At 59.6% G+C, this 10,253-nt stretch carries 17 protein-coding genes and 1 pseudogene; 3 read left to right on the top strand and 15 right to left on the bottom strand.

All coding sequences use genetic code 11. The features are described 5' to 3' along the window. The 3 genes and pseudogenes from BSG08_RS12540 to BSG08_RS12530 all read left to right on the top strand — a co-directional run. Nucleotides 1-165 (top strand): transposase domain-containing protein (locus BSG08_RS12540; protein ID WP_139274571.1); only part of this gene is annotated, 165 nt, incomplete at its 5' end. Between the two features lie 24 nt (nt 166-189). After that, nucleotides 190-540: pseudogene (locus tag BSG08_RS12535) on the top strand (integrase core domain-containing protein); the annotation flags it as partial. 59 nt (nt 541-599) lie between these two features. After that, nucleotides 600-1,702 (top strand): IS3 family transposase gene (locus BSG08_RS12530; RefSeq protein WP_093037314.1). Its coding sequence is split into 2 segments (ribosomal slippage): nt 600-861 and nt 861-1,702, totalling 1,104 coding nucleotides; the frame shifts between segments, so codons are not numbered across the junction. Between the two features lie 297 nt (nt 1,703-1,999). On the opposite strand, the gene BSG08_RS12525 is transcribed toward BSG08_RS12530, so the two are convergent. Genes BSG08_RS12525 through BSG08_RS12460 form a run of 15 tightly spaced genes read right to left on the bottom strand, consistent with a single transcriptional unit; the run spans nt 2,000 to nt 10,239 of the window. Beyond that, on the bottom strand, nt 2,000-2,788 hold the full coding sequence (locus BSG08_RS12525; RefSeq protein ID WP_093037311.1) for a DsbA family protein: 789 nt from the start codon (nt 2,786-2,788) through the stop codon (nt 2,000-2,002). A gap of 21 nt (nt 2,789-2,809) precedes the next feature. Further along, nucleotides 2,810-3,544, bottom strand: coding sequence for a cytochrome c biogenesis CcdA family protein (locus BSG08_RS12520; RefSeq protein ID WP_093037308.1), 735 nt, complete (start codon nt 3,542-3,544; stop codon nt 2,810-2,812). Then, nucleotides 3,538-4,038, bottom strand: coding sequence for a hypothetical protein (locus tag BSG08_RS12515; protein ID WP_093037306.1), 501 nt, complete (start codon nt 4,036-4,038; stop codon nt 3,538-3,540). The genes BSG08_RS12520 and BSG08_RS12515 overlap by 7 nt, the downstream gene beginning before the upstream one ends. A gap of 20 nt (nt 4,039-4,058) precedes the next feature. After that, nucleotides 4,059-4,619, bottom strand: a complete 561-nt coding sequence (locus tag BSG08_RS12510; RefSeq protein WP_093037303.1) for a cytochrome-c oxidase — start codon at nt 4,617-4,619, stop codon at nt 4,059-4,061. Between the two features lie 5 nt (nt 4,620-4,624). Further along, nucleotides 4,625-5,059, bottom strand: a complete 435-nt coding sequence (locus tag BSG08_RS12505) for a copper chaperone PCu(A)C (protein WP_093037300.1) — start codon at nt 5,057-5,059, stop codon at nt 4,625-4,627. 17 nt (nt 5,060-5,076) lie between these two features. After that, nucleotides 5,077-5,718: an SCO family protein gene (locus BSG08_RS12500; protein ID WP_175544779.1), complete on the bottom strand. Its 642-nt coding sequence runs from the start codon at nt 5,716-5,718 to the stop codon at nt 5,077-5,079. Beyond that, on the bottom strand, nt 5,708-6,463 hold the full coding sequence (locus BSG08_RS12495) for a DsbA family protein (protein WP_093037295.1): 756 nt from the start codon (nt 6,461-6,463) through the stop codon (nt 5,708-5,710). The genes BSG08_RS12500 and BSG08_RS12495 overlap by 11 nt, the downstream gene beginning before the upstream one ends. Before the next feature lie 51 nt (nt 6,464-6,514). Next, a complete protein-coding gene (locus tag BSG08_RS12490; RefSeq protein ID WP_093037293.1) occupies nt 6,515-6,781 on the bottom strand; it encodes a hypothetical protein in 267 nt (88 codons plus the stop codon). Between the two features lie 35 nt (nt 6,782-6,816). Beyond that, complete coding sequence (locus BSG08_RS12485; protein WP_093037290.1) at nt 6,817-7,089, bottom strand: hypothetical protein; 273 nt, start codon at nt 7,087-7,089, stop codon at nt 6,817-6,819. Between the two features lie 3 nt (nt 7,090-7,092). Continuing rightward, nucleotides 7,093-7,617, bottom strand: a complete 525-nt coding sequence (locus tag BSG08_RS12480; RefSeq protein WP_093037288.1) for a TlpA family protein disulfide reductase — start codon at nt 7,615-7,617, stop codon at nt 7,093-7,095. Then, nucleotides 7,614-8,186 carry a DsbE family thiol:disulfide interchange protein gene (locus BSG08_RS12475; protein WP_093037285.1) on the bottom strand — a complete coding sequence of 191 codons (573 nt, stop codon included), beginning with the start codon at nt 8,184-8,186 and terminating at the stop codon, nt 7,614-7,616. Before BSG08_RS12475 ends, BSG08_RS12480 begins: the two co-directional genes overlap by 4 nt. Further along, nucleotides 8,183-8,668, bottom strand: coding sequence for a c-type cytochrome (locus tag BSG08_RS12470; RefSeq protein ID WP_093037283.1), 486 nt, complete (start codon nt 8,666-8,668; stop codon nt 8,183-8,185). Before BSG08_RS12470 ends, BSG08_RS12475 begins: the two co-directional genes overlap by 4 nt. Then, complete coding sequence (locus BSG08_RS19830; protein WP_268874619.1) at nt 8,665-8,793, bottom strand: hypothetical protein; 129 nt, start codon at nt 8,791-8,793, stop codon at nt 8,665-8,667. Before BSG08_RS19830 ends, BSG08_RS12470 begins: the two co-directional genes overlap by 4 nt. Before the next feature lie 4 nt (nt 8,794-8,797). Beyond that, nucleotides 8,798-9,295 (bottom strand): DUF411 domain-containing protein, encoded by a 498-nt coding sequence (locus BSG08_RS12465; protein ID WP_093037280.1) that lies wholly within the window; start codon nt 9,293-9,295, stop codon nt 8,798-8,800. A gap of 11 nt (nt 9,296-9,306) precedes the next feature. Further along, the gene (locus tag BSG08_RS12460; RefSeq protein WP_245770695.1) at nt 9,307-10,239 is read right to left on the bottom strand and encodes a WD40/YVTN/BNR-like repeat-containing protein; all 933 of its coding nucleotides are present in this window, start codon (nt 10,237-10,239) and stop codon (nt 9,307-9,309) included. Nucleotides 10,240-10,253: the final 14 nt, after the last annotated feature.

Genomic DNA, 10,253 nt, shown 5'->3' with positions numbered 1-10,253 from the left:
GCCGCCATGTATTCCCTGATCGGCACGGCAAAATTGAACGACATCGATCCGCAGGCCTGGCTCGCCGACGTCATCGCCCGCATCTCCGACATGTCGATCTCACGCCTGCACGAACTGCTGCCGTGGGAATGGAACCCCGAAACGCCCCAGGTCAAGGCAGCCTGACCGCGGCCCTCGGCGGATGTTTACATCTTAACCTTTGCCACGGAGCGCAAGCTTGAATGGCATTACATCGCGCCGGGCAAGCCCATGCAGAACGGCTTCGTCGAAAGTTTTAACGGGCGCATGCGCGATGAGCTTTTGAACGAGACCATGTTCCGGAACATGGCCCATGCCCGCGCCGTGATCCGGGCCTGGGTCGCTGACTTCAACGAAACACGCCCACATTCGGCACTTGGCTACCAGACGCCCAAGGCATTCGCCGAACACCTCACCACCGCAACCGACACCCGCGCTGCGCCATCTGAAAGCTCCGCGCGGATGTCGCTTGCTCCACCTGCGCCAAGCGGCGTATCAACTGATCTGATCCCCGCAAACTAGACCGTTTGAGGTTGGAGTTTTCCGCTACGATTTCCCGGCTGGGAGAGGAGCGGAATCACATGAAGGCATCGAAGTTTTCGGACGCGCAGAAGGCGTTCATCATCAGGCAGGGCGAAGAAGGCACGCCGGTCGCGGAGATCTGCCGCAAGGCGGGGATCAGCCAGGCGACCTACTTCAACTGGAAGAAGAAGTATGCCGGGTTGCTGCCGACCGAAATGAAGCGGCTGAAGCAACTCGAGGACGAGAACGGGCGGCTGAAGAAGATCGTCGCCGATCTGACCTTGGACCGCGAGATGTTGCAGGACGTTATCCGGCGAAAGATCTGAAGCCTGGTCGGCTGCGCGAGCTGGTTCGCGGGATGTGCAGCGATTGGGCGGTCTCGATCCGAACGGCGTGTGGGGCCATCGGATTTGATCGTTCGACGTTCCACTACAAGTCCCGCCGCGCTGATCAGGCTGCCGTCGAGAGGCGGATCAAGGAGATCTGCGAGACCCGGGTGCGCTACGGCTATCGCCGGGTTCATGTGCTCCTGGACCGTGAGGGCTGGGGCATCAACATCAAGAAAGTCTATCGCATTTACAGGGAGTTGGGCATGCAGCTGAGGAACAAGACCCCGAAACGGCGGGTGAAGGCCAAGCTGCGCGATGACCGTGCCGAAGCCGTCGGGCCGAACGATGTCTGGGCGATGGATTTTGTCCATGACCAGCTGGCGACGGGCAAGAAGCTTCGGGTGCTGACGGTCGTGGACACGTTCTCGCGATACGTGCCGGTACTCGACGCGCGGTTCAGCTATCGGGGTGAAGATGTTGTCGCCACTCTGGACCGGGTATGCCGAAGATCGGGCTATCCAAAGACGATCCGGGTCGATCAAGGCAGCGAGTTCATCTCCCGCGACATGGACCTCTGGGCTTATCAGCGCGGCGTCACGCTCGACTTCTCACGGCCTGGCAACCCGACGGACAATGCGTTCATCGAAGCGTTCAATGGCAGGTTCAGGGCGGAATGTCTGAACGCGCACTGGTTCTTGACGCTTGCAGATGCGGCCGAAAAGTTGGAGGCTTGGCGTAGATACTACAACGAGGAACGGCCACACGGCGCGATCGGCAACAAGGCCCCGATCACGCTAACGAAATCGGGGGACATCACCAGCCTGTCACCCTGATCGAAGCCGGAAAACTCTCGCCAAGGGCGGTCCAACGTTCGGGGTCGGACCACAACCCAAAGGGCTCCGGTTCCGAACGGATGAAAGTTCAGTGGCAGGTCAGCCTCTCGGACGGGCCGCAGAGCAAGTGTAGCGGAATTAAGGAAGAACTGACCCCATGGTGCCATTCTTTGTCGGCAGCTTAACTCCTAAAGCTACTAGAGGTTCAAGAGAAATATTGATGCCACACGGGCTTGTGTGTTCGCAACTTAGATAAGGCCAACCCTTGCAACCGTGAACTCACCAAACCGTCGCCGATTAACATCCAGGAGGTGGGCCTTCGATGCGCTCCGCGGCTATCAAGGATTTCAGTGTGGCCGTTCGGATCGTGCCAATGACGATTGTGCGGCCCACGACCAAAGCCGGCGTTCCTGGAAACGCGAAGCGTCGAACGAGCGTAGCACTCGTTCGGAGCTCTTGCGTCGTCGCTTCGCTTCCCATGTCCACAAGCAATCGTTCGGGATCGATGCCCGCAGATTCCGCCAACCCCCGAAGGTATGCATCGCTCGGCGCGAAGCTGGTTCGTTGCAGCCGTCTGTTGAATTCGCGCTGTGCACCCTGCCGACGCGCTGCGATCGCAGCACGCGCGAAAACACCCGATGAAGAACCGAGGATCGGCCACTCATGGTATCTGAGGTGCAGACGGCCGCCCGCCTCCATCTCGAGTAAATCCTCAGTGATGAGTTCGCAATTGGGACAGTTGTAATCAGAGAAGAACGCGACGGGTACCACCCCGGGCTGGAAGTTATTTTGGCCGAAGAGAGCCTCGCAAAAAGCTTCATCGGAAACCGTTAGATTGTTCACCGGATTTTCATCGGTCGTTTCCATGCCGACGAATGGATCGAATGCGGAAGACGTGGTTCCAATCAAGCTCAAGCGACGAAATCCAGGTGGATCGTCTACTTCAATGAAGTTGAGATCGCGCCCCGCCCGATCCAGAACCCAAGAGCCGCCACGTGCGAGCAAGATCGCAGCAACCCCCACCGATGCGAAGACGAGCAAGTCGCGACGCCGGGCAGCGCTGCGTGGAGGTTTACTTTCCGCCATAGTTGAGCACCCGACTTTCCGTCATCCGATCCGCCCAAGCACGGGAAACGCATCGAGCATCCAGTATGACAGCGCGCTCAGCTGTCCTGTCATCATCGCCAGTCCCATAAGGATCATCACGACGCCTGCAATCTGGTGGAGGCGGCGGCCAACCCGGCCGATGGCCCGCAACCGTCCCGCAATCTGATCGGTGAATCCGGCAACGATCAGAAACGGTATACCGAGGCCTGCGGAATAAACGGCAAGCAGCATAACGCCTTCGCCCATCGTGGCACTGGCGGCGCTCGCTGTCAGTATCGCGCCGAGGATCGGGCCGATGCAAGGCGTCCAGCCGAAACCGAAGGCAAGCCCAAGGACGTAGGACGCGGCAGGTTGGCCGCCGGGAATGTTGATATTGAAGCGGAAATCGCGTTCCATCACTGAAACACGCGCGGCCCCGATCATGAAAAGCCCGAAGACAATGATGATGCCGCCCCCAACGAGGTTGAGTTCATACCGCCACCGAAGAAGGGCCTGACCCAATGCTGTCGCGGATGCGCCAAGCCCCATGAAAATGGTGGAGAAGCCGAGGACAAAACATAGGCTCAGCCAGACCGCGCGCGACGGCGAGGCCGCAGCCGCCCCGCCTTCAGCGGCTGTGCGCCCGGCCACGTAGGAGACATAACCTGGCACAAGAGGCAGCACGCAGGGTGACAGAAACGATATTGTACCGGCCAAGAGGGCGGCGGTGAGGCCGAGAAGCGAGATATCTACCATGAACCACGTTTACCCCTGAATAGCTTGCGCAAGGGCACTCTTGTGGCAGCCCAATATGCCAGGGTCGGGACGATGATCCATTGCAGCAGGGGCGTGAGACCGGCATCGATGACGGGGACCACCGGCATGATATCGCGATACGCCCAGGCCGCCCGGATCACGATGTTCAGCCACTCGCTGAAGATCGTGTAGGAGACGCCCAGGGCCACGGTCAGAAGCAGGACGCGCCTTGCGCGCTCCGACGGCCACGCTTGCCCTCCGACGAGAAACAGGGCGAGCAAGAGCGTGCTCATGGTGATCAGCAGGTCTCCGCCTGTGCAATGCACGACCGCGAAAGCTATTTCTCCCCAGGTGCCTTCGACCCAGATCGTGTAGAGCGGGATATGTGCCATTTCCCAGATCAGGTGCCCGACAGCGGCATAGACGATGTATCGGCGGATGACGGACAGCCATCCGGTATCGCTTGTCTCAAAGGTTTCTGTGTTTGCTGTCATGCTGGGGGTCCGTTCTTCGATTAATGCGCGTTTGTCAGGCCGTTTACGTACAGGATCATGTTGATGTGCCGGAAAGCGGAACCCGCAAAGATCCCGGCATGGCGGTTGCCGCGCGCGATAACATGCACAAGCGGAGCCTCGGGATGGTCAGGTGCAATCGCGCGATACCGCTCGACCAGATCCTCCATCGGCTTTTCTGCGCGAGCAACGACCACGTTCTCGGCAATCGGTCCGGGAACCGGATCACTGGCGTCGGTCACCACAAGGAAGGTCACCATGTCCAGCATGGGAGATGAATTCACTCCGCCCCTCACCTTTTCAAGAAGTGCCTGCTGATCAGCACAAGGCAACCCGCAGTTGGACGGTACAAAACTAAGAACGACGACCTGATCGGAGAGGCTTTCCAAGTCCAACGATTCTCCGTCAGGGCAGAGAAGATCCAACGCAGGAAGTTCGTTGAGGTCAACGGCAGTGAAAGCAGGTTCTTTCTGTGCCATCACCTCGTCAAGACGGTCGCCAGGATGATCTGCGTAGGCCGGGCGGCCCGCGACGAGGGCTATCAGCAGGAGTATGTTTTTCATGGCTGTTACTCCTGCGGTCCCATTGCGCCCGGTCCGAGAACCGGAACGCTGACTTCCATTCGGGCACCCGATGCGAATGTCAGGATCAACGGCAAATCGGTGCCTTCTTCGAGTTTTTCCGACAGACCCATCAGCATCAGATGCATGCTGCCGGGCGCGAGGGTCACTGGTTCTCCGGAGGGCAGATCCAAGGCGTCGATCTTGACCATTCGGCTAACGCCATCGTCGCCGGTCTCGACGGCGTGAATGGTGACGTTTCCAGCGATGAGCGTGGTGATCGCAACCAGCTGATCACTCTGATTGCTCGTGAGCGTGAGATAGGCCGCAGCCGGACGCGAGGCGAGGATGCTCGCGCGCGCCCAACCGTCTGATATCGTTACATCGGCCGAAGCGAAGAACGGCCAGAGTGTCAGCCCGGTTGCGAGTATAGTGATCTTCATTTGGTAAGTTCCATCATTCATAATTTTCCGCGGATATCCTGCGCCAGAAGCTCGGGCAGTTGACGGCCTTCCTGATACACATCCTCGTAGCTTCCATTGGGACGCATCAGATAGATGTATCCGCCATGCGCCATGAAATAGCCGTCCGGCGCGCTGTCGTCCTCGGTCCGCTCGTACCATGTGCGGAAATTTCTGGTGGCCTCGGCAACCTGCGCTTCGGTTCCGGTCAGGCCGATCAGGCTCGGATGAAAGACTGATACATATTCAGCCATAACTGGCACAGTGTCGCGTTCCGGATCGACCGTGATGAAGATCGGCGCCACCTGGTCCGCATCTTTGCCGAGCAGGTCTAGCACGCTGGCCATATATGCCAGTGTCGTCGGGCAAACATCGGGGCAGTTGGTGAAACCGAAGAAAACAAGCTGCCAGCGGTCGGCGTAGTCAGCCTGTGTCACCTCTTGTCCGGTGTGATCTGTCAGTGAAAATTCGGAACGAATATCCGCCTCACCCGAATAGCGGACGGTCTTCGATCCGTTGCCGAGATAGTTATCCAAAGCCCAAAAGATCGCTAGCCCAGCGAGCGCAACAGCTATCGTGCTCCACAATATGGATCTCAGGAGCCGCGATTTCGGAGGGGTTTCACCGGGTTCAATCGACATCTTCGGCCTCCGAAATCAGCGCCTGAAGATCGGCCTTTTCCAACAATCCAGGAACAAGTGTTTCCCCGATCAGAAACGTCGGCGTGCCGGATATTCCAAGCTGCCGTGCGAGATCGTGAGACTTTGCGATATGGGCATCGACTTCAGGCGCGTCCATATCTGCCTGCAATTGGTCGTAGTCCAGCCTTGCCTGCTCAGCGGCCCTTCTTATAAAGACAGCATTGGCGCGCGGCTGCGCCATCAGGGCATCGTGGAAGGCCTCGAATCCGTTCTGTTTTATCGCGGCCAGCGACGCCCGAGCCGCTAGTACAGAGTCTGGCCCGAGAATCGGCCATTCCCGCATGATGATGCGCAAGTCCGGGTTCTCCTCTATCAATTCGAAAAGGACCGGGGCCGCGCGTCGGCAATAGGGGCAGTTGTAGTCGAAGAATTCGACAAGCACGATGTCGCCCTCAGGATTGCCCATCACGCCGGTGTTCGGGTCCGCCCGCAGGAGGTCGCCCACGCGCTGAAGCGCAGCCCGTTGTTCGGCCTGGGCTTGTGCCTGAGCCTCTTCCTGGAAAGTCAGGAGCGTATCCATCAGAACTTCGGGGTTCTCGCGGATGGTTTGCAGGATCAAGGCTTTGATGGCCTCTTGCTCAACCTGATCGAGCGGCGTCGATTGCTGGGCCAACGAAATCGTGGGCGTGGAAATCAGCGCCCAGAGGAAGACCGCAAACACGCGAAGGGCAGTTTTGAGTATCATCTATTTTTCCCTGTCAAATCGCCGGGGGCCTTGGCCCCCGGCGATGATTGATCAGCCCTTGTCGGTCGAAGGGGTGGTTTCATCCTCGGAGTTGTTCATGGCCTCCATCATCTCGGTGCAGGCCTCCATCATCGGGCCCATTTTCTGCATCATTTTCATCATGGGCGTCATGCCCTGCATGCCGGACATATCGCCGTCCATTCCGTGCTCACCGTCCATCATCTGGCCGGACGAACCGGTGTTGTCCTGGGCAACCACGCTGGTGGCCAACAAGGTAGTTACGGCGGTCGCCATGCTCAGTTTCTTGATAAGTGTCATCAGTTTCTCCTGAAGGTTTCTTGATAATTTCGGGTTCAGTCCCTCGGCAGGCCCGGCTCTACGGCCGCGCTCTTGTTGTCACATGATTTCGATTTGCACATTGCACAGGCACCCAGCCCGCACATCACGGCGCAGGGTGCCACGGCCAGGATCAGCGGGGCGGCTCCGATGGCCGTCACCCAGCCCCAGTTCAGGTAAAGCCCGGCACCGATAATCGCCATTGACGCAAGAATTAGGCCACGCTGTCCCAATTGCGGCCACCACGGGCGGGCCTCCGGTGTTTCAGTGTGAGGTGATGTTTCGGACATTGGTTAATCACTCCTTTCGTTGATGAGATTTTGGATTTGGGCCATGACTTCGGGACTGTCCCATTCAGCCGGCCCGACAAGTCGTCCGCGCTCGAAACCGTTGCGGTCGATCAGGATCGTGGTGGGAAGGCCCAGAGCACCGAGGGCAAGCATCGCCCGTGTGCTGTCGGCGAGGTACATTCCAAGATGGCGAATACCGATTTCCTCGTAGAAGCGGCGCACCACTTTTATTCCCGCGCGGTCGATGGACAGTGGCAGGACATGAAAATCGTCACCGCCCAGCTTTTCCTGCAAGGCGTCGAGCGTCGGCATCTCTTCGCGGCAGGGAACGCACCAGGTCGCCCAAATGTTCAGCAGGACCACCCTGCCTTGAAAATCCTCCAGCGTCAGATCGCGCCCCACCCCGTCCACGAAGGGCGGCGACAGCATCTCTCGCGGCTTGTCGTGGAGCGGCATTAATGGTCTGGCTTGAACCGGCCCTGCGAGGCCGAGCGCCGCCATGCCAGTCAACAATTCACGTCGGTTCATGATCCGGTTCCTTCCTGAAGGCGCCGCGCCACGGGAAGAATGTCTTCCTCCAGTGAGCGGCGGTTGAAGGGGCCGATATGCTTGTAGGCGATCCGGCCTTCGGCATCGATCACGAAGGTTTCCGGCAAGCCGTAGACGCCCCAATCGATGGACACGCGCCCGTTCCGGTCGGCGCCGATGCGGGTGTAAGGGTCACCAAGCTCGGCAAGAAAGCTCAAGGCTTCCTCGGGGCGGTCCTTGTAGTTGATTCCGAAAATCGCGACTTCGTCTCTGGCAGCCAGCTCGTTCAGGAGGGGCATCTCTACCCGGCACGGCACGCACCAGGACGCCCAGACGTTCACGATAGACACCGGCCCTTTGAGGTCGGCGGTCGACAGACCGTCGGTTCGTCCCACTATCGGCGGCAAATCGAATTCAGGCACCGCCTTGCCAATAAGTGGGGAAGGAAGAGTGTCGTTGCCATTGAACAGGCCCCAATAAAAACCTGCGCCGATGAGGGCGAAGATCGCAACTGGCAGCACGGTGACGAGGCGACCATTCCGGCGGCGAGGTTCCTCGGCCGCGCTCATAAATCACCCTTGTCGTTAGCGGAGACTTCCGCCTGGAATTGGCGCTGTCGATCCGGCCAGGTGCTCTTGATGTAAGAGAGAACATCGGCAATCTCGTCGCCGGTCAGGATGCCTTCGTACGCCGGCATATCGCTTTCGTAGCCAGGCACGACGGCACCGACTCCACCTTTGGTCACGATGAAGAGATTCCGGTCCGAATGGTGCCAGGTATGGCCGGTTTCGTCATGTGGCGGCGCGGGCATGCGCCCATTGTCCAGACGTCGCCGCCAATCAGGCTGTCCCTCCAGTTCGGCACCGTGACAGGATGCGCAATTCTCGGCATAGAGTGTCTCGCCTGCTGCGATGTCGGCTACAGTCACGGGCTCGCCGAGGAAGGAAAGCCCTTCCACCAAATCATCGTCACTTTCGGACTGCGCGAGGACAGCAAAGCCGATCGCAGATAGTGCGACGATGGCGGCACCGATTGTTGCGGTCCTTCTCATGTCGAACTCCTGAGGTATTTCACGAGTGCGACGAGGCTGAGTACCAGAACCGCGGCGACGAGCAGGAGCAAAAGCCCTCCACCGAACATCATCACCCCCATCATCGGGCCGGTCATCATGTCCATGCAGTTACTCATCGGAGTAAACGGTGATCCCGCCCTCGCCGAACGCATAGGTCTTGAGCGTACCGGTCTTTACTCGTGCCATGCCTGGCGCGTTCGAAGGCATGCCCGGCAAAGTAATGCCGGTGATGTCGGGCTTCTCCGTGACCAGCCTTTCCAGGATCTCCGAGGGCACCAGTCCACTGACATAATAGCCTTCGATCTCGGCCAGATGACAGCCGAGTCCCTGCTCGGGAACGCCGACTTCGATCGAGCGCTTATCAAAATCCCGATCGTCGATGCGTGTCACCTGATAGCCGTTCTCTTCCAGATAATTGGAGTAGGTGTCGCAGCAACCGCAGCCCGGATCGCGCCAAATCGTGATCTGCTTCGTTCCGTCTGACACGTCGGTACTTGCGGGACCGGTCGCGTCTTCGGTGCTTTGTGCTGAAGTCAGCGTCGTGAAAGTGAAGGTTCCGCCAACGCCAAGTACAGCAAGCGAAGCCAGGAAAATTCTTCTGTTCATGGGGTTCTCCATCATGCGACCGCGATTGCGGTCCAGGTTGCGCCGCCGTCGCGGCTGAGTTTCAGAGCGCCGTCGAGTATGGCGGCCACGTGATTTTTGTCCCTTGGGTGGACCGCGACGGTCCTCCCCTGCCCTTTTGCCTTGTGCGTCCAGACCACGCCGCCGTCCTGCGACGCCCACACCCCCGAAGGCAGTGCCGCGTAAAGTGTAGACGGTGCCGCAAGGGCGTTGGCCAGCGACAGGACCGGCTCATCCGTCGGCAGCGGCGCCTCGGCAGGTGGCGCATCGCCCGTCACCAGCGCGTCCATCGCATTGCCGGGCTGAACTTCCTGCCAGCGGCAGAAACAGTCCGGAACACGGGTCAGGCCTTTCTCAGTTCCTGCATAGATCCAGATGCCGCCCATCCCGGTTTCGAGATCGACCGATACCAGCGTCAGCGGGTCACGCTCGGCCGCGTCGAGCCAGGGTCGGTCCATCGCCAGGGCCCAGGTTGCGCCTGCATCCTCGCTCTTCCAAAGGCCGTCGCCGCGGATCGCGGCATAGATCATGTAGGGGTTTCCGGCGGCCACGGCCAGCGCGGTGACTTCGCCGGAGGCAAGCCCGTCACTTCGGGTGGTCCATGACGATCCGCCATCGCCGGACACGGCCACCCCTCCCCGCGCCAGTCCGGCAAGGAGACGTCCAGGACGCGCAGGATGCGTGGCGATTGAGGCGACCGGGGAAGGTGTTGGCCTCTCATGCCAACTGCGACCGTTATCGAGGCTGGCCCTCAGTGTTGCGCCTGCGATCAGCAGCGTGTCGCCATCGAAGGCGAGCGTTCGAATATCGGCCGCCCTGTCGGCCGCGCGCACCGCGTCGGGCAACACGAGCACTGCGGCTGCACCCATACCCAGTGCCAGGAAGTGGCGTCTGCCCGGCTCAAAATTCAGGGTTCTGTTTGTCATCTCTTGTCCTCCTC

Origin of the sequence: Roseovarius azorensis (assembly GCF_900109455.1) — a bacterium.
GTDB classification, from domain to species: domain Bacteria; phylum Pseudomonadota; class Alphaproteobacteria; order Rhodobacterales; family Rhodobacteraceae; genus Roseovarius; species Roseovarius azorensis.
This window is presented reverse-complemented; position numbering and strand designations above follow the sequence as displayed.

Excerpts from the sequence above, each read along its gene's own strand:
- BSG08_RS12525 (WP_093037311.1), bottom strand. The coding sequence starts at position 2,788 with ATGGCGGAAAGTAAACCTCCACGCAGCGCTGCCCGGCGTCGCGACTTG.
- BSG08_RS12520 (WP_093037308.1), bottom strand. The coding sequence starts at position 3,544 with ATGGTAGATATCTCGCTTCTCGGCCTCACCGCCGCCCTCTTGGCCGGT.
- BSG08_RS12515 (WP_093037306.1), bottom strand. The coding sequence starts at position 4,038 with ATGACAGCAAACACAGAAACCTTTGAGACAAGCGATACCGGATGGCTG.
- BSG08_RS12510 (WP_093037303.1), bottom strand. The coding sequence starts at position 4,619 with ATGAAAAACATACTCCTGCTGATAGCCCTCGTCGCGGGCCGCCCGGCC.
- BSG08_RS12505 (WP_093037300.1), bottom strand. The coding sequence starts at position 5,059 with ATGAAGATCACTATACTCGCAACCGGGCTGACACTCTGGCCGTTCTTC.
- BSG08_RS12500 (WP_175544779.1), bottom strand. The coding sequence starts at position 5,718 with ATGTCGATTGAACCCGGTGAAACCCCTCCGAAATCGCGGCTCCTGAGA.
- BSG08_RS12495 (WP_093037295.1), bottom strand. The coding sequence starts at position 6,463 with ATGATACTCAAAACTGCCCTTCGCGTGTTTGCGGTCTTCCTCTGGGCG.
- BSG08_RS12490 (WP_093037293.1), bottom strand. The coding sequence starts at position 6,781 with ATGACACTTATCAAGAAACTGAGCATGGCGACCGCCGTAACTACCTTG.
- BSG08_RS12485 (WP_093037290.1), bottom strand. The coding sequence starts at position 7,089 with ATGTCCGAAACATCACCTCACACTGAAACACCGGAGGCCCGCCCGTGG.
- BSG08_RS12480 (WP_093037288.1), bottom strand. The coding sequence starts at position 7,617 with ATGAACCGACGTGAATTGTTGACTGGCATGGCGGCGCTCGGCCTCGCA.
- BSG08_RS12475 (WP_093037285.1), bottom strand. The coding sequence starts at position 8,186 with ATGAGCGCGGCCGAGGAACCTCGCCGCCGGAATGGTCGCCTCGTCACC.
- BSG08_RS12470 (WP_093037283.1), bottom strand. The coding sequence starts at position 8,668 with ATGAGAAGGACCGCAACAATCGGTGCCGCCATCGTCGCACTATCTGCG.
- BSG08_RS19830 (WP_268874619.1), bottom strand. The coding sequence starts at position 8,793 with ATGGACATGATGACCGGCCCGATGATGGGGGTGATGATGTTCGGTGGA.
- BSG08_RS12465 (WP_093037280.1), bottom strand. The coding sequence starts at position 9,295 with ATGAACAGAAGAATTTTCCTGGCTTCGCTTGCTGTACTTGGCGTTGGC.
- BSG08_RS12460 (WP_245770695.1), bottom strand. The coding sequence starts at position 10,239 with ATGACAAACAGAACCCTGAATTTTGAGCCGGGCAGACGCCACTTCCTG.